The organism is Burkholderia sp. MSMB1072 (assembly GCF_001524725.1).
Lineage (GTDB): Bacteria > Pseudomonadota > Gammaproteobacteria > Burkholderiales > Burkholderiaceae > Burkholderia.
This window is the reverse complement of the sequence record NZ_LOYC01000030.1, coordinates 277,818-293,801: the sequence shown is the minus strand read 5'-3', so window position 1 is coordinate 293,801 and position 15,984 is coordinate 277,818. Positions and strand designations below refer to the sequence as shown.

The following is a 15,984-nucleotide window of genomic DNA, read 5'->3' as shown; positions in this document are numbered from 1 at the left end:
GGCGGCGTCGCCGCGCGCCGCCGCGCGGCTCACACCGTCAGCAAGCCCTTCTTCTCGATGAATGCGATCACGTCCGCGACGCCGTCGAGCGCCTTCAGGTTCGTCATCACGTAAGGCCGCTCGCCGCGCATCTTCTTCGTGTCGGACGCCATCACGTCGAGGTTCGCGCCGACCAGCGGCGCGAGGTCGGTCTTGTTGATCACGAGCAGGTCGGACTTCGTGATGCCGGGGCCGCCCTTGCGCGGAATCTTCTCGCCGCCGGCGACGTCGATCACGTAGATCGTCAGGTCCGACAGCTCGGGGCTGAAGGTTGCCGCGAGATTGTCGCCGCCCGACTCGATGAACACGATGTCCGCATCGGGAAAGCGCGCGAGCATCCGGTCGACGGCTTCGAGATTGATCGACGCATCTTCACGGATCGCCGTGTGCGGGCAGCCGCCCGTCTCGACACCCATGATGCGTTCCTCGGGCAGCGCGCCCGCGACCGTCAGCAGCCGCTGGTCTTCCTTCGTGTAGATGTCGTTCGTGATCGCGACGAGGTCGTAGCGCTCGCGCATCGCCTTGCACAGCATTTCGAGCAGCGTGGTTTTGCCGGAGCCGACGGGGCCGCCGATGCCGACGCGCAGCGGCGGCAGTTTCTTCGTGCGGCGAGCGGAGGAGGGAGCAGGTGCGTTCATGGTCGGGCGATGAGGTTCAGGAGCGGAACAACCGCGAATACTGGGTTTCGTGCCGCGCGGACAGGATGCCGAGCTGCGGCGCGAACGTGTTGACGGCGTCGGGCGGCGTCGCGAGCGCGCGGCGCACGGCCGCGTCGATCGCGCCGCGTAGCGCGACGATGATGCGCTGGCCGGCGAGCTGGCCGAGCGGCACCGCTTTCAGCGCGGCCGACGTCTGGTTCTCGACCCAGCCGAACGCGTACGCGGCGAGCGTTGCATCGGCGCCGGCATCGTGCGCGGCGGCCGCGTAGGCGAATGCGGTCGGCAGCGCGATCGGCGTGAACGATGCGAGCGTCGCGCGGCGCGCGGCATCGCCCCATTCGAGCGACGCGCACAGTTGCGCGAGCGACCAGCCCATCTGTTCGGTCTCGCGGCGCAGTTCGGCCGACTCGCGGCTTGCGACGAACCATGCGTTCTCGCGGGCCAGCGCGTCCGCGTCATGTGCGTGCCAGCGCGCGAGCTGGTGCGCGAGGAATGGCAACTCGCCGTGCGCGAGCACGTCGGTCAGGCCGCTCGCGATCCAGTCGCGCGCGGTGTCGGCGTCGCGGATCAGGTTCGCGTCGAGCGCGGCTTCGAAGCCCTGCGAGTAGCTGAACGCGCCGATCGGCAATGCGGGCGACGCGAGATGCAGCAGCGCGACGAGCTCAGTGGTGGTCATGACCGTGGTGGCCGTGCGCGCAGCCCGGACCATGCTGATGATCGTGATCGTGATCGTGATCGTGATCGTGATCGTGCGAGTGCGAGTGCGAGTGGCCGTGGTGTTCGCCGAACACCTGCTGTGCGAGCGCGTAATCCTCGGCGAATGTCGCGTCGTGCCCGTGCTTGTGGCCGCCGCCGTACGCGCCGGCTTCCGGCTGGAACGGTGCGCTCGTTTCGTCGACCTGCGTGCCGAGCCGGCGCAGCATGTCCGCGAGCACCGGATCGGCTTCGAGCTTCAGATAACCGTCGCCGATCTCGACCGGCGTGTGGCGGTTACCGAGATGGTACGCGGCGCGCATCAGCGTGAGCGGGTCGGTCGCGCGCACGAGCAGCACGGTTTCGGGCGCCGCGGCGATGCGCACGAGCGCGCCGTCGTCGGCGACGAGCACGTCGCCGTCGCGCAGCACGGTGCCGCGCGGCAGCAGGACCGCGACGTCCTCGCCGGTGTCGAGCGTCGCCGCGAGGCGGCTCTTGCAGCGGGCGTCATAGGCGAGCGTGAGCGTCGACGCGCGCGCGACGAGCGACGCGGCGAGTTTCACGTTCGGGGCAATGCGTTTGTCGAGGGTGCGCATGGAACGAAAAACAGGAAATCAGAACAGGAAGTAGCGCTGCGCCATCGGCAGCACCGTTGCCGGTTCGCAGGTGAGCAACTGACCGTCGGCGATCACGTCGTAGGTTTCGGGATCGACGCTGATCGACGGCCGCCACGCGTTGTGGATCATGTCGGCCTTCGTCACGTTGCGGCAGTTGCGCACCGGCACGACATGCTTCGCGAGCCCGTAGCGTTCGGCGATGCCCGCGTCGGCTGCCATCTGCGACACGAACGTCAGCGACGTGCGCGCGAGCGCGCCGCCGCGCGTCGCGAACATCTCGCGGTAGTGCACCGGCTGCGGCGTCGGGATCGACGCGTTCGGGTCGCCCATCTGCGCCATCGCGATCATCCCGCCTTTCAGGATCATCGACGGCTTGATCCCGAAGAACGCCGACTCCCACAGCACGAGGTCGGCCCACTTGCCCGGTTCGATCGAACCGACTTCATGCGCGATACCGTGCGTGATCGCCGGGTTGATCGTGTATTTCGCGACGTAGCGCTTCGCGCGGAAGTTGTCGTTGCGCGCATTGTCTTCCGCCAGCGCGCCGCGTTGCACCTTCATCTTGTGCGCGGTCTGCCACGTGCGGATGATCACTTCGCCGACGCGGCCCATCGCTTGCGAGTCGGACGACAGCATCGACAGCGCGCCGAGATCGTGCAGGATGTCCTCGGCCGCGATCGTCTCGCGGCGGATCCGCGACTCCGCGAACGCGAGATCCTCGGCGATCGACGGATCGAGGTGATGGCACACCATCAGCATGTCGAGGTGCTCGTCGAGCGTGTTGATCGTGTACGGGCGCGTCGGATTGGTCGACGACGGCAGCACGTTCGCCTCGCCGCACACCTTGAGGATGTCGGGCGCGTGGCCGCCGCCCGCGCCTTCGGTGTGGTACGTGTGGATCGTGCGGCCCTTGAACGCGGCGACCGTCGATTCGACGAAGCCGCCTTCGTTCAGCGTGTCGGTGTGGATCGCGACCTGCGTGTCGGTGTCGTCGGCAACCGACAGGCAGTTGTCGATCGCGGCGGGCGTCGTTCCCCAGTCTTCGTGCAGCTTCAGCCCGATCGCACCGGCCGCGATCTGCTCGACGAGCGGCTGCGGCAGGCTCGCATTGCCCTTGCCGAGAAAGCCGAGATTGATCGGCCAGCCGTCGGCGGCCTGCAGCATCCGCTCCATGTGCCACGGGCCCGGCGTGCAGGTCGTCGCGTTGGTGCCGGTGGCCGGCCCCGTGCCGCCGCCGAGCATCGTCGTGACGCCCGACGCGAGCGCCTCGTCGATCTGCTGCGGGCTGATGAAGTGGATGTGCGTGTCGATGCCGCCGGCGGTGACGATCAGCCCTTCGCCGGCGATCACTTCGGTCGCGGCTCCGATCGCGATCGTCACGCCGGGCTGGATGTCCGGATTGCCGGCCTTGCCGATCGCGGCGATGCGGCCGTGCTTGATCGCGATGTCGGCCTTCACGATGCCCCAGTGATCGAGGATCACCGCGTTCGTGATGATCGTGTCGGGCACGTCGGCGGCCACGCGCTGCGACTGGCCCATCCCGTCGCGGATCACTTTCCCGCCGCCGAATTTCACTTCCTCGCCGTACGTGGTGAAGTCGCGTTCGATCTCGATCAGCAGTTCGGTATCGGCGAGCCGCACGCGGTCGCCCGTCGTCGGCCCGAACATTTCCGCGTACGCGCGGCGGCTCAAGCGTAATGTCATGTGCTGTTCCTGAAGAGCGGGGCGCGGCTTACAGCGGCCCCATCACCTTGCCCTGAAAACCGTAGACGGCGCGATCGCCGGCCAGTTCGACCAGCTCGACGGTGCGGGTCTGACCGGGCTCGAAGCGTACCGCGGTGCCGGCCGCGATGTTGAGCCGGAAGCCGCGCGCGGCCGCGCGATCGAACGACAGCGCGTCGTTGACTTCGAAGAAGTGGTAGTGCGAGCCGACCTGCACCGGGCGGTCGCCGGTGTTCGCGACGACGAGCGACAGCGTCGCGCGGCCCGCGTTGAGTTCGTGCTCGCCGTCGTCGGTGAGGATTTCGCCGGGAATCATGCGCGGGGCCTCGGTCACGGAATCGGGTGGTGGACGGTGACGAGCTTGGTGCCGTCGGGGAAGGTCGCTTCGACCTGGATGTCGGGAATCATTTCCGGCACACCGTCCATCACGTCGTCGCGCGTGAGCAGCGTCGTGCCGTAGTGCATCACTTCGGCGACCGTCTTGCCGTCGCGCGCGGCTTCCATCAGCGCGGCGGTGATGAACGCGACCGCCTCCGGATAGTTGAGCTTCAGGCCGCGCGCGCGGCGGCGTTCGGCGAGCAGCGCCGCCGTGAAGATCAGCAGCTTGTCCTTTTCGCGGGGAGTCAGTTTCATGAAGGCAGTCGTTCAGGAAAACGTAATTTTTATCGGTGCGCGGCGGTGCGGGCAGCGCGCGGCTCATCGTAGCACCGCGCCGTTTTACGTGCGTCGTGTATCGGTTATGTAAGCAGCAAGGCCCGTGCCATGCCGACGAAATGTGCGGATGTGCGCGTTCGTGGTGCGCGATGCATCGAATGCGGGCGGCATCGGCGGCGGTGCTGCGCCGAAACGGTGCGTGCCGCGTTCGGTACGTTCAGGTTTGCCAGAGACGCAGTGGCCGTGCATCGACGCCGTGCACAATCGGACGCAGATAAAGCCAGCAGTCGGTGAAGTGACGTTGCAGCGCTTCCATCGACGTCGACAGCGCACGCACCAGCACGACGCCCGGCGTCACGCAGGTTGCGCCCGCGCTCAGCGTATCGTCGAACGGCATCCGCGCGGCGAGCGCTTCGGCCAGCGCCGCATCGCACGCGGGCCCGGCTGCCCACAGCGTGCCGTACACGGGAAAGCCTGCGAGGCCCTGCAGTGCACCGCGCAACGGATCGTGCGCGTCGAGCAGTGCGCGCTCGGTCCACAGCGGCCGGCCCTCGGCATCGACGAGTGCCGAGCGCGACGCGATGCGGCCCGCCGACCAGGTTTCGCCGGCCGCCTGTCGGCCGAGCTGCGTCGCGTCCCAGCCGATCGCGCTCGCGCCGGCGCCGAGTGCCACCGTGAAGTCGAGCGAGGCATGCGCGGCGTCGAAGAACAGGTTGTTCTGCGGTAGCCAGTCGAGCTTCGCGTGCGCGCCGACCGTGATGCCGATGCGCTGCGTCGCGTCGAGGCCGTTCGACTTGTACCATTTGGTCGCACCGGGCGTCGTCAGCGCGGCATGCGTGCCGTCGCCGAGCGCGATGTCGATGTCGAGCCGGTCACCGCCGGCGACGCCACCCGGCGGGTGAACGATCACCGCGTGGCAGATCGCGTCGCCTTCCGGATACAGCGGCCGCTGCACGCGCAGCGGGCCATCGTGCAGCCGGTGAACGAGCGTCGTGCGCGCTCCGTGCCGTTCGAAGCCGAGTTCGAGGCGGCCATGCCAGGACTTGGCGACGGCGGGGCGGGACAGCGGGGCGTGGGAGTCGGGGGCGGACATCGGCAGGAAGCTGGGGACGGGCGCGGGAAACGAGGATGCTAACGCAACAATATACGCGTGAGCAGAGGCGTTGCCGAGCGGGCGGGGGCTTCGGGAATGTACGGCCGTATGCATAATCGCCGGATGCCGGATGCCGGATGCCGGGCGACGAGCGCCATCCGCCTAACACCGTTCGTCAAACGCCGACCGCCGACCGCCGACCGCCAAACGCCGACCGCCGACCGCCAAACGCCAAACGCCAAACGCCAAACGCCAAACGCCAAACGCCAAACGCCAAACGCCAAACGCCAAACGCCAAACGCCAAACGCCAAACGCCAAACGCCAAACGCCAAACGCCAAACGCCAAACGCCAAACGCCAAACGCCAAACGCCACTCACCGCCATCGCGCGGCCCCTACCGCGTTGCCCGCTACACCGCGATCAGCTCCCGCACGCCGTTCGTCTCCATATCGCGCGCATCGCCCCCCGCGACGATCTCGCCGCGGCTCATCACCCAGTAGCGATCGGCGATCGATCGCGCGAAATCGTAATACTGTTCGACGAGCAGCACGGTCATCTTCGATTCGTCGACGAGCTGGCGCAGCGTGCGACCGATGTCCTGGATGATCGACGGCTGGATGCCCTCGGTCGGCTCGTCGAGGATCAGCAACTGCGGCTCGCTCATCAGCGCGCGGCCGATCGCGAGTTGTTGCTGCTGGCCGCCCGACAGGTCGCCGCCGCGCCGCGCGCGCATGTCCTTCAGCACCGGGAACAGGTCGTAGATGCGATCGGGCACCTTCGAGGGCGCCTTGCGGCTCGCCGCGCCGACGAGCAGGTTCTCCTCGACGGTGAGCCGCGGAAAGATGTCGCGGCCCTGCGGCACGTACGCGAGCCCGGCTGCGACGCGCGCATACGGCGGCAGTGCGCCGAGCGCGGTGCTGCGCCACGACACGCTGCCGCTCTTCGCGGCGACCACGCCCATCAGGCAGCGCAGCAGCGTGCTCTTGCCGACGCCGTTGCGGCCGAGCAGCACGGTGAGCTTGCCGTCGTCGGCGGCGAGGTTCACGTTGCGCAGGATATGGCTGCCGCCGTAGTACTGGTTCAGCGCTTCGATTTTCAGCATCGCATCATCGTCCGAGGTAAGACTCGATCACCGCGTCGTCGCGCTTGACCTGGTCGAGCGTGCCGTGCGCGAGCACCGCGCCTTCGGCCATCACCGTCACGCGCCCCGTGTCGCCCGCGAGCGCCGCGACGAATTCCATGTCGTGCTCGACGACCATCATCGAGCAGGTGCCGCGCAGCGTGTTCAGCAGCTCGGCGAGCTCCATCGTCTCGTGGTCGGTCATCCCGGCCGCCGGCTCGTCGAGCAGCAGCAGCGCGGGGCGCTGCATCAGCAGCATGCCGATTTCGAGCCGTTGCTTCTGCCCGTGCGACAGCTCGCCGGCGGCGCGATACGCGTGGCTTTCGAGTCCGATCAGCGCGAGCGTCTCCTCGATCTTCGCCTGCGCGGTGCGGTCGAGCCGCGCGCGCAGCGACGCGAGCCAGCCCTTGTCGGTCTGCATCGCGAGTTCGAGGTTTTCCCACACCGGGTGCTGTTCGAACACCGTCGGCTTCTGAAACTTGCGGCCGATGCCCGCACGCGCGATCTCGGGCTCGTTCATCCGTGCGAGGTCGATCGTCTGGCCGAGAAACACCTTGCCCGCATCGGGCCGCGTCTTGCCGGTGATCACGTCCATCATCGTCGTCTTGCCCGCGCCGTTCGGGCCGATCACGCAGCGCAGCTCGCCCGCGTCGATCGCGAGCGACAGCTTCTTCAGCGCGCGAAAACCGTCGAAGCTCACCTCGATATCCTCGAGATACAGGATCGTGCCGTGCGACGTGTCGATGCCGGGCGGCACGACGCGCCCCATCGACGCGCTGCCGCTGACGGCGAGCAGCTCGTCCTCGGGCGGCGGCGTGAACTGGTAGAGCGCCGTTCCGTTCATGCGCGTTTCCCCTTTGCGAGCACGGTTTCGACGAGGCCCATGATTCCGCGCGGCAGCAACAGCGGCACGAGCACGAAGATCAGGCCGAGGAAGAACAGCCAGTATTCGGCGAAGTACGCGGTGAAGAAACTCTTCGCGCCGTTCACCGCGAACGCGCCGACGATCGGCCCGATCAGCGTGCCGCGCCCGCCCACCGCGACCCAGATCGCCATTTCGATCGAGTTGCCCGGCGACATCTCGCCGGGATTGATGATGCCGACCTGCGGCACGTACAGCGCGCCGGCGATGCCGCACAGCACGGCCGACACGGTCCACACGAACAGCTTGTACGCGAGCGGGCTGTAGCCGAGGAACATCAGCCGCGTCTCGCCGTCGCGCACCGCGGTCACCACGCGCCCGAGCTTGCTCGTGACGATCGCGCGCGCGGCGATGAACGCGAGCACGAGCGTCGCGAACGTCAGCAGCAACAGCACCGTGCGCGTGCCCGGCGACGTGATCGCGAAGCCGGCGATGCGCTTGAAATCCGTGAAGCCGTTGTTGCCGCCGAAGCCCGTCTCGTTGCGATAGAACAGCAGCATCGCGGCGAACGTCAGCGCCTGCGTGATGATCGACAGGTACACGCCTTTCACGCGCGAGCGGAACGTGAAGAAGCCGAACACCCACGCGAGCACGGCCGGCACGAGCACGACGAGCGCGAGCGCCCATGCGAGATGCTGCGTGCCGCTCCAGTACCACGGCAACTGGTGCCAGTCGAGAAACACCATGAAGTCGGGCAGGTCGCTGCCGTACTTGCCGTCGCGGCCGATCTCGCGCATCAGGTACATGCCGATCGCATAGCCGCCGAGCGCGAAGAACAACCCGTGGCCGAGGCTCAGGATCCCGCAGTAGCCCCACACGAGATCGAGCGCGAGCGCGGCGATCGCGTAGCACATCAGCTTGCCGGCGAGCGTCATCGTGTACGCGGACAGATGGAGCGCGCTGGCTTCCGGCACGACGAGCGCGGCGAGCGGCACGCCGATGCCGATCGCCACGCACAGCGCGACGAGCGCGAGCCATGCGCGGCGCGACAGCAGCGCAGGGCGGGGCGGCAGGCCGAGCGCGAAGCCGTCCGCCGCGCGCGCGGCGGCGGCGGACTGGGACGTACCGGCGACCGGGTTCGGTATCGAATCGGTGAATGAAGTCACGTCAAGCCTCCGCGCTGCGGCCCTTCGGCGCGAACATGCCCTGCGGGCGTTTCTGGATGAACAGCACGATCATCACGAGCACCGCGATCTTCGCGAGCACGGCGCCCCAGAACGGCTCGATCGCCTTGCTCGCGAGGCCGAGCCCGAAGCCGCCGAGCACGGTGCCGGCGATCTGCCCCACGCCGCCGAGCACGACGGCCATGAACGAATCGATGATGTAGTTCTGGCCGAGATCGGGGCCCACGTTGCCGATCTGCGACAGCGCGCAACCGCCGAGGCCCGCGATGCCCGCGCCGAATGCGAACGCATACGCGTCGACGCGTGCGGTCTTCACGCCGACGCAGGCGGCCATCCGGCGGTTCTGCGTGACCGCGCGCACGAACAGGCCGAGCCGCGTCTTCGTCAGCACGGCCCACGCTACGAACACCACCGCGAGCGCGAACGCGAGGATCGCGAGCCGGTTGTACGGCAGGATCAGGTTCTGCATCACCGTCACGCCGCCGCTCATCCACGACGGGTTCACGACCTGCACGTTCTGCGCACCGAACAGCATGCGCGTCGCCTGGATCAGGATCAGGCTCACGCCGAAGGTCGCGAGCAGCGTTTCGAGCGGGCGGCCGTACAGGTGCCGCAGCACGAGCCGCTCGAGCACGATGCCGACGAGCGCGGCCGCCGCGAACGACACGGGCACGGCGACGAGCGGATACCAGTCGAATGCGCCGGGCGCGTAGCGCTGGATCAGCGTCTGCACGACATAGGTTGCGTACGCACCGATCATCAGGAATTCGCCGTGCGCCATGTTGATCACGCCGATCAGCCCGTACGTGATCGCGAGACCGAGCGCGGCGAGCAGCAGCACGCTGCCGAGCGACAGGCCGGCGAACAGCGTGCCGGCGATTTCGCCGCGGCGCTGCAGCGCGTCGAGCGCGTCGAGTCCCTGTTGCGCGGCGGCGCGGACCTGCGCATCGGGTTCCGCGTAGCTGCCGTCGGCGTTCTTCGCGACCAGCGGGCGCAGTTGTTCGATCATGTCGAGATCGCTGCGCGCGGCCACCACCTGCACGGCTTCGAGGCGCCTGGCCGGATCGGCGTCGTGCAGCGCGGCGATCGCCCACAGCGCGTCGAGCCGACGTTTCAATGCCGGATCGGTTTCCTTTGCACGGGCGCGGTCGATCATCGGCTTGAGCGCCGGGTCGGGCGATTTCAGCAGCGCGTCGATCGCGTCGCGGCGCGCGGCGACGTCGGGCGACGCGAGCGCGAGGCCCGACAGCGCGCCGGCGATCTTCGTGCGCAGCAGGTTGTTCAGCATCACCGGCTGCGCGTCGCCGGCCGGCGTCGCGGCCTGCGTGAGCGCGTCGTGCGCGGTGTCGCCTGCCTGGATCAGCAGGCGGCCGTCGCCGGTCGCGAGTGCATCGCCGCTCGACAACGCATTGAGCACCGCAACGGCGCGCGGATCGGTGTCGACGGCGAGCCGTTCGATCGCGGCCGTCTTCGCGTCGAAGTCGTCGCCGGCGAGCGCGGCGGTATCGGCCGCCGTCAGCGCGAACGCGGCGTGCGGCAGCATGCCCGCGAGGGCGGCGCATGCCGCGATCGCGCGGGCGGCTCGGCGAAAGCGTGTAGGCATCGGGAAGTCCTGTCGGGCGTGGGGAAGCGCAGTGGTGCGGCGGCGCGGCGCCGGCGCGGGCGGTTCGTCACGGCAAGCGCGTGCCGGCGCATCGGCAGCGGGCGTGCGGGCGGCACGCCGCACACGAAGCACGACGTGCCGCACCGCATCAGGCCAGCGCCGCGCGTTGCCGGCGCAGGAACGCCGGAATCGAGCTGACGACGTCCGGCTTGCCCTGGTTGCCCGCGATGAACGGGCTCCACGGCTGCGCGCGCACGGCCGTCTTCGTCTTCCACACGACGTTGAACTGCCCGTCGCCGCGGATCTCGCCGATCATCACCGGCTTGTGCAGGTGATGGTTGCCGTCCATCGCGAGCGTGAAGCCCGACGGCGCGGCCACCGTCTGGCCGATCATCGCGACGCGCACCTTGTCGACATCGGTGCTCTTCGCTTTCTCGACGGCCTGCTTCCACATATGGATGCCGACGTAGGTGGCTTCCATCGGATCGTTGGTCACGCGTTTCGCGCCGCCCGGCAGGTTGTTCGCCTTCACCCACGCGGCGAACTGGTCCTTGAACTTCGTGTTGGTCGGGTTCTTCACCGACATGAAGTAGTTCCACGCGGCGAGGTGGCCGACGAGCGGCTTCGTGTCGATCCCGCGCAGCTCTTCCTCGCCGACCGAGAACGCGACGACCGGCACATCGGTCGCCTTGATCCCCTGGTTGCCCAGCTCCTTGTAGAACGGCACGTTCGAGTCGCCGTTGATCGTCGAGACCACGGTCGTCTTGCCGCCTTGCGAGAAGGTCTTGATGTTCGCGACGATGGTCTGGTAATCGCTGTGGCCGAACGGCGTGTAGACCTCCTGAATGTCGGCGTCCTTCACGCCCTTCGATTTCAGGAACGCGCGCAGGATCTTGTTGGTCGTGCGCGGATACACGTAGTCGGTGCCGAGCAGGAAGAAGCGCTTCGCGCCGCCGCCTTCCGCGCTCATCAGGTACTCGACGGCCGGAATGGCCTGCTGGTTCGGCGCGGCGCCCGTGTAGAACACGTTGCGCGACATTTCCTCGCCTTCGTACTGCACCGGGTAGTAGAGCAGCCCGTTCAGTTCCTCGAACACCGGCAGCACGGACTTGCGCGACACCGACGTCCAGCAGCCGAACACGCACGCGACCTTGTCCTGCGTGAGCAGCTGGCGCGCCTTCTCCGCGAACAGCGGCCAGTTCGACGCGGGATCGACCACCACCGGTTCGAGCTTGCGGCCCATCACGCCGCCGCTCTTGTTGATGTCGGCGATCGTCATCAGTGCGGTGTCCTTCAGCGACGTCTCCGAGATCGCCATCGTGCCCGACAGCGAATGCAGGATGCCGACCTTGATCGGGCCGGTGCCCGCATCGGCCGCGTGCGCGAACGGGCTCTTGCCCGCCAGCGCGAGTGCGCCGGCCATCGAACCGAACTTCAACAGACTGCGACGTTTCATCGGGATCCCCTTGTCGTGTTGGATGTGCGTGCGCCGTGGCGGCGCCGGCCATCGTGTAACGCAAGGCATGTGCCAGTCGTGCGGATGCACGCCCGGCGTGCCTGCGAGGGGTGCGGGCGAGCATCGGGACGGTGCGGATGACGCGCCGTGCAGCATGCACGGTCCGTTGCGGTGCAGACGCGCGAGCGCAAATGGTGCACGGCGGTGCTGCGGCGTCGCCACGCAGGAAACGGAGGAGCGGAAAAGAGAAACGGGCGCGCAGTGCGCGCCCGTTCGGCGATTTCGTGTGGCCGGCGGCAGGGTGCCGGGCGGCGCGGCGGCGCACGATGCGCCGCCGGGAGGATCGATCAGTAGCGCGGCACCGACGGATCGACGTCGCGCGACCACGCGTCGATCCCGCCTTGCAGGTTGTACAGCTTCGTGAAGCCGCGCGATTCGAGGAACATCGCGACCTGTGCGCTGCGCATCCCGTGATGGCACACGCAGACGATTTCCGCTTCGTCGTCGAGCTCTTCGCTGCGCGCGGGAATCTGCTGCATCGGAATCGCCACGCTGCCGGCGATCTGCGCGGTCGCGATTTCCCACGGCTCGCGCACGTCGAGCACGACCGGCGCGGGGCGCGCCGTGTCGCCGAGCCATTCCGCGAGCATCGCGGGCGTCAGGATCTGCATGGAGGCTCCGCCGCTCAGAATTTGAAGCGCGACGGCTCGATCGCGTTGACGAGGTGATCGATGTACGTTTCGAACACGTCGGCGACGCGGTACTGCTTGTCGTCGATCCGCGTGATGATCTGCGCCTTCATCACCGGACGGCCGCCGACGAACGCCGACAGGCGGCCGCCGATCTTGAGCTGTTCGAGCATTTCCTGCGGCACGACCGGCAGGCCGCCCGCGACGCAGATCACGTCGTACGGCGCCTTCGCGGCCCAGCCGCGCGAACCGTCGCCGAGCACGACTTCGGCGTTGGTCACGCCGTCGTTGCGCAGGTTGTCTTCCGCGAACTTCGCGATCGTCGGATCGATCTCGACGGCCGTCACATGCTGCGCGCGGTGCGCGAACAGCGCGGCCAGGTAACCCGAACCCGCGCCGATCAGGAGCACGTTCTCGTGCTTCTTGACAGCCAGTTCCTGCAGCACGCGTGCTTCGACGCGCGGGAACAGCATCTTGCTGGCGCCGCCGGGCAGCGGGAGTTCGAGATCGGCGAACGCGAGATCGCGGTATTCGGCCGGCACGTAGTTTTCACGCTTGACGATCGACAGCAGGCCCAGGACATCCAGATCCAGCACGTCCCACGGACGGATCTGCTGTTCGATCATGTTGAAACGCGCGTTTTCGATATTCATGGTGTGGTCACGCAGCCTGGTCGGCCATCAGCGGGGATAGAGAAACTTCGTGATTGTACCAAACGGCACGGCAGCGAAGCCTTCAGGCGGCCTGCAACAGACCTTTACCCTTTGCTCTTCTTGATCTGCGCCTCGAAGGCGAGGTCGAGCTTGCTCGCCTTGCGCGGCTTTTTGGGGCCGAATTCGTCGACGAACTTGACGAACGCGTCGAGCGGCAGCGGCTCGCAGCACTTCTCGGCGGTGCCGCCCGAGCGGTCGACGAGATAGAACAGGCCGCCCGCCATCGCGACGGCCGCGAATTGCGGGTTGCCGGAGCGGGTCTTCAGGCGTTCGACCGCGTGGGTCGCTTTGGTGGTGCGCATCTTGGGGGGCTGGCGAAGCGGATGTAAGCCTCACACTCTATCAAACCGGCCGCCCGTGTGCGGCGGGCGCCCGCGAGGCACCCGCGCGAACCGCACCCTAGACCGTGCGCGAGTAGCGCTGCCGCGGCGTCTGGTCGAGGTACGCATCGAACGCCATCGCGATGTTGCGCACGACCATCCGGCCGGCCGGATGGATCGTCAGCCGATCGCGTGCGATCGTCAGCAGGCCGTCGCGCTCGAACGGGCGCAACGCGTCGAGCTCGCGCGCGAAATGATCGGCGAAGCGGATGCCGTGCGCGGCCTCGACATGCGAGAACGGCAGTTCGAGGTTGCACATCAGTTGCGTGATCACGTCGCGGCGTAGCCGGTCGTCCGGTGTGAGCCTTACGCCGCGCGCGATCGGCAGCCGGCCCGCGTCGAGCGCGGCGCCGTATGCGGGCAGGTCCTTCGCGTTCTGCGCGTAGACGTCGCCGACCTTGCCGATCGACGACACGCCGAAGCCGATCAGGTCGGTATCCGCGCGCGTGCTGTAGCCCTGGAAATTGCGCTGCAGCGTGCTGTTGCGCTGCGCGCGCACGAGTTCGTCGGACGGCCGCGCGAAGTGGTCCATCCCGATGTACACGTAGCCGGCCGACGTCAGCATGTCGATCGCGAGGCCGAGCAGCGCGATGCGCGTTTCCGGCGGCGGCAGCGCCGCATCGTCGATCTGCCGCTGCATCTTGAACAGGTGCGGCATGTGCGCGTAGCCGAACACCGACAGGCGGTCGGGCGCCAGCTCGATCATCGTCTCGAGCGTGCGCGCGAACCCGGCGACCGTCTGGTGCGGCAGCCCGTAGATCAGGTCGACGCTCACCGAATGGAAGCCGGTCGCCCGTGCGGCGGCGAGCAGGTCGGCGGTCATCGCGCGCGGCTGGATGCGGTTGATCGCCTGCTGCACGATCGGATCGAAATCCTGCACGCCGAGGCTCAGCCGGTTGAAGCCGATCGTGCGCAGGTGGACGAGCGTCGCCGGCGTGACGGTGCGCGGATCGATCTCGATCGAGAACTCGGCGTCGGCGTCCGGCGCCAGCACGAAATGCTCGCGCGTGGCCGCCATCAGCTCGGCCGTTTCGTCGTCGGACAGGAAGGTCGGCGTGCCGCCGCCCCAGTGCAGTTGCGTGACGGGGCGGGACGGATCGAACAGCGCGGCCTGCAGCGCCATGTCGCGCTTGAGCTGGTCGAGATACGGGCGCGCGCGGCGGTGGTTGTTGGTCGCGATCTTGTTGCAGCCGCAGTAGAAGCACGCGGTGTTGCAGAACGGGATGTGGAAGTACAGCGACAGGTCGCTCGACGATGCGCCGGGGTCGCCGGCTGCGCGTACGTAGTCGGCCGGATCGAAATCGTCGCGAAATTGCAGCGCGGTCGGGTACGACGTGTAGCGCGGCCCGTTCGCGCCGTATTTCGCGAGTAAATCGGGACGGAACATCGTGTCGGCAGAACCAGAACGCATGACGGTCTCGCGTTTTTTAGATGCTTTCGAGTATATGAACGCCCGATCGGGCTGCATTGTGTAATAACGTCGCAGCCGGCGATGGCACAATGCGGGGTGGGGCTGCCGGATGCCGCGTCCGGTTGCCGCACCGTTTTTCGTTGTTCGTCGAGAGAGCCGAGTGTCCGTCGAAATGCCTGTTGTTCGCCCGGCGCCCGCCGAAGTCCCGCCGCCGCACGCGTGCCGCGAGGGCTGCGGCGCGTGCTGCATCGCGCCGTCGATTTCCAGCCCGATTCCGGGCATGCCCGACGGCAAGCCGGCCGGCGTGCGCTGCGCGCAGCTCGGCGACGACCTCCGCTGCATGATTTTCGGCCGGCCCGAGCGTCCTGCGTGCTGTTCCGGGCTGCAGCCGTCCGCCGACATGTGCGGCGCGTCGCGCGACGACGCGCTCGCGTGGCTCACGCGCCTCGAGGTCGCGACGCGGCCGGCGCATCCAGGAGAGAGTTCAGCATGACCGTCCCTCGCGCGCCCGGCCGGCGCCGTTTTCTCGCTGCCGCTGTCGGCGCCATCGGTGTGTGCGTATCGCTTGCCGCGTGCGCATCGACGTTCCCGTTCATTCCCGATCACTACACGTTCTCGCGCGGCGACGTGCAGAAGGCCGTCGCGCGCAAGTTTCCGTACCAGAAGACGGTCGCGCAGGTGGTCGACGTGTCGCTCGCGAACCCGGCCGTCAACCTGCTGCCCGACCAGAACCGCGTCGCCGTGCAGCTCGATGCCCATTTCGCGAGCCCGTTCCTGCGCGAGCCCGTCAGCGGCAAGTTCACCGTGTCGGGCCAGCTCGCGTACGACGCGCCGAGCCGCTCGGTCGTGCTGAAGGCGCCGGCCGTCGACAGCCTCGTGCTCGACGGCGACGCGCAGATGTACGCGCAGCAGGTCGGCGCGGCCGCCGGCCTGCTCGCGACGCAGCTGCTGACCAACTATCCGATCTACACGTTCAAGCCGGAACAACTCCAATTTGCCGGGGTGAACTACGAACCCGGTACAATTACGATCCTTACAAACGGCATACGCGTGGCGATCGTCGAGAAGTGACGACGGGGCGCGCACGG

General features: G+C 67.9%; 18 protein-coding genes. 2 read left to right on the top strand and 16 right to left on the bottom strand.

From position 1 onward, the window contains the following. Positions 1-29: 29 nt before the first annotated feature. The 16 genes from ureG to hemN form a co-directional block, all read right to left on the bottom strand. Positions 30-677, bottom strand: coding sequence for an urease accessory protein UreG (ureG, locus tag WS89_RS14765; RefSeq protein WP_034206603.1), 648 nt, complete (start codon positions 675-677; stop codon positions 30-32). A 16-nt stretch (positions 678-693) separates the two neighbouring features. Continuing rightward, positions 694-1,374 (bottom strand): urease accessory protein UreF, encoded by a 681-nt coding sequence (locus tag WS89_RS14760; RefSeq protein WP_059499863.1) that lies wholly within the window; start codon positions 1,372-1,374, stop codon positions 694-696. Then, positions 1,361-1,987 (bottom strand): urease accessory protein UreE, encoded by a 627-nt coding sequence (gene ureE, locus WS89_RS14755; RefSeq protein WP_059791645.1) that lies wholly within the window; start codon positions 1,985-1,987, stop codon positions 1,361-1,363. Before ureE ends, WS89_RS14760 begins: the two co-directional genes overlap by 14 nt. An 18-nt stretch (positions 1,988-2,005) precedes the next feature. Continuing rightward, entirely contained in the window at positions 2,006-3,712 is a 1,707-nt protein-coding gene (gene ureC / locus WS89_RS14750; RefSeq protein ID WP_059791643.1) for an urease subunit alpha, read from the bottom strand. 28 nt (positions 3,713-3,740) lie between these two features. After that, positions 3,741-4,046, bottom strand: a complete 306-nt coding sequence (locus WS89_RS14745; RefSeq protein WP_059499866.1) for an urease subunit beta — start codon at positions 4,044-4,046, stop codon at positions 3,741-3,743. Between the two features lie 14 nt (positions 4,047-4,060). Then, positions 4,061-4,363 carry an urease subunit gamma gene (ureA, locus tag WS89_RS14740; protein ID WP_006406310.1) on the bottom strand — a complete coding sequence of 101 codons (303 nt, stop codon included), beginning with the start codon at positions 4,361-4,363 and terminating at the stop codon, positions 4,061-4,063. 238 nt (positions 4,364-4,601) lie between these two features. Next, complete coding sequence (locus WS89_RS14735) at positions 4,602-5,477, bottom strand: urease accessory protein UreD (protein WP_059791641.1); 876 nt, start codon at positions 5,475-5,477, stop codon at positions 4,602-4,604. A gap of 410 nt (positions 5,478-5,887) precedes the next feature. Next, the gene (gene urtE / locus WS89_RS14730) at positions 5,888-6,580 is read right to left on the bottom strand and encodes an urea ABC transporter ATP-binding subunit UrtE (RefSeq protein ID WP_059791639.1); all 693 of its coding nucleotides are present in this window, start codon (positions 6,578-6,580) and stop codon (positions 5,888-5,890) included. A 4-nt stretch (positions 6,581-6,584) separates the two neighbouring features. Continuing rightward, positions 6,585-7,442 carry an urea ABC transporter ATP-binding protein UrtD gene (gene urtD, locus WS89_RS14725; protein WP_034206610.1) on the bottom strand — a complete coding sequence of 286 codons (858 nt, stop codon included), beginning with the start codon at positions 7,440-7,442 and terminating at the stop codon, positions 6,585-6,587. Beyond that, positions 7,439-8,626, bottom strand: a complete 1,188-nt coding sequence (gene urtC, locus WS89_RS14720; protein ID WP_059791637.1) for an urea ABC transporter permease subunit UrtC — start codon at positions 8,624-8,626, stop codon at positions 7,439-7,441. The genes urtD and urtC overlap by 4 nt, the downstream gene beginning before the upstream one ends. A 1-nt stretch (position 8,627) precedes the next feature. After that, on the bottom strand, positions 8,628-10,247 hold the full coding sequence (gene urtB, locus WS89_RS14715) for an urea ABC transporter permease subunit UrtB (RefSeq protein ID WP_059791635.1): 1,620 nt from the start codon (positions 10,245-10,247) through the stop codon (positions 8,628-8,630). Positions 10,248-10,395: 148 nt separating this feature from the next. Continuing rightward, positions 10,396-11,703 (bottom strand): urea ABC transporter substrate-binding protein, encoded by a 1,308-nt coding sequence (gene urtA / locus WS89_RS14710; protein WP_034206613.1) that lies wholly within the window; start codon positions 11,701-11,703, stop codon positions 10,396-10,398. 347 nt (positions 11,704-12,050) lie between these two features. Then, positions 12,051-12,374, bottom strand: a complete 324-nt coding sequence (locus WS89_RS14705; protein WP_006476692.1) for a rhodanese-like domain-containing protein — start codon at positions 12,372-12,374, stop codon at positions 12,051-12,053. A gap of 14 nt (positions 12,375-12,388) precedes the next feature. Further along, complete coding sequence (locus tag WS89_RS14700) at positions 12,389-13,045, bottom strand: protein-L-isoaspartate O-methyltransferase family protein (RefSeq protein ID WP_059499871.1); 657 nt, start codon at positions 13,043-13,045, stop codon at positions 12,389-12,391. A gap of 104 nt (positions 13,046-13,149) precedes the next feature. Continuing rightward, positions 13,150-13,407 carry a hypothetical protein gene (locus tag WS89_RS14695; RefSeq protein WP_059499872.1) on the bottom strand — a complete coding sequence of 86 codons (258 nt, stop codon included), beginning with the start codon at positions 13,405-13,407 and terminating at the stop codon, positions 13,150-13,152. Positions 13,408-13,504: 97 nt separating this feature from the next. Continuing rightward, complete coding sequence (gene hemN / locus WS89_RS14690; RefSeq protein WP_059791633.1) at positions 13,505-14,896, bottom strand: oxygen-independent coproporphyrinogen III oxidase; 1,392 nt, start codon at positions 14,894-14,896, stop codon at positions 13,505-13,507. 172 nt (positions 14,897-15,068) lie between these two features. On the opposite strand from hemN, the gene WS89_RS14685 reads away from it, so the two are divergent. Both WS89_RS14685 and WS89_RS14680 read left to right on the top strand, forming a co-directional pair. Beyond that, entirely contained in the window at positions 15,069-15,389 is a 321-nt protein-coding gene (locus WS89_RS14685; protein WP_059791950.1) for a YkgJ family cysteine cluster protein, read from the top strand. Further along, complete coding sequence (locus WS89_RS14680; protein WP_059791631.1) at positions 15,386-15,967, top strand: DUF1439 domain-containing protein; 582 nt, start codon at positions 15,386-15,388, stop codon at positions 15,965-15,967. Before WS89_RS14685 ends, WS89_RS14680 begins: the two co-directional genes overlap by 4 nt. Positions 15,968-15,984 lie beyond the last annotated feature (17 nt).

Bases quoted from the DNA above. Each gene is read 5' to 3' on its own strand.
- ureG (WP_034206603.1), bottom strand. From the start codon at position 677: ATGAACGCACCTGCTCCCTCCTCCGCTCGCCGCACGAAGAAACTGCCG.
- WS89_RS14760 (WP_059499863.1), bottom strand. From the start codon at position 1,374: ATGACCACCACTGAGCTCGTCGCGCTGCTGCATCTCGCGTCGCCCGCA.
- ureE (WP_059791645.1), bottom strand. From the start codon at position 1,987: ATGCGCACCCTCGACAAACGCATTGCCCCGAACGTGAAACTCGCCGCG.
- ureC (WP_059791643.1), bottom strand. From the start codon at position 3,712: ATGACATTACGCTTGAGCCGCCGCGCGTACGCGGAAATGTTCGGGCCG.
- WS89_RS14745 (WP_059499866.1), bottom strand. From the start codon at position 4,046: ATGATTCCCGGCGAAATCCTCACCGACGACGGCGAGCACGAACTCAAC.
- ureA (WP_006406310.1), bottom strand. From the start codon at position 4,363: ATGAAACTGACTCCCCGCGAAAAGGACAAGCTGCTGATCTTCACGGCG.
- WS89_RS14735 (WP_059791641.1), bottom strand. From the start codon at position 5,477: ATGTCCGCCCCCGACTCCCACGCCCCGCTGTCCCGCCCCGCCGTCGCC.
- urtE (WP_059791639.1), bottom strand. From the start codon at position 6,580: ATGCTGAAAATCGAAGCGCTGAACCAGTACTACGGCGGCAGCCATATC.
- urtD (WP_034206610.1), bottom strand. From the start codon at position 7,442: ATGAACGGAACGGCGCTCTACCAGTTCACGCCGCCGCCCGAGGACGAG.
- urtB (WP_059791635.1), bottom strand. From the start codon at position 10,247: ATGCCTACACGCTTTCGCCGAGCCGCCCGCGCGATCGCGGCATGCGCC.
- urtA (WP_034206613.1), bottom strand. From the start codon at position 11,703: ATGAAACGTCGCAGTCTGTTGAAGTTCGGTTCGATGGCCGGCGCACTC.
- WS89_RS14705 (WP_006476692.1), bottom strand. From the start codon at position 12,374: ATGCAGATCCTGACGCCCGCGATGCTCGCGGAATGGCTCGGCGACACG.
- WS89_RS14700 (WP_059499871.1), bottom strand. From the start codon at position 13,045: ATGAATATCGAAAACGCGCGTTTCAACATGATCGAACAGCAGATCCGT.
- WS89_RS14695 (WP_059499872.1), bottom strand. From the start codon at position 13,407: ATGCGCACCACCAAAGCGACCCACGCGGTCGAACGCCTGAAGACCCGC.
- hemN (WP_059791633.1), bottom strand. From the start codon at position 14,896: ATGCGTTCTGGTTCTGCCGACACGATGTTCCGTCCCGATTTACTCGCG.
- WS89_RS14685 (WP_059791950.1), top strand. From the start codon at position 15,069: ATGCCTGTTGTTCGCCCGGCGCCCGCCGAAGTCCCGCCGCCGCACGCG.
- WS89_RS14680 (WP_059791631.1), top strand. From the start codon at position 15,386: ATGACCGTCCCTCGCGCGCCCGGCCGGCGCCGTTTTCTCGCTGCCGCT.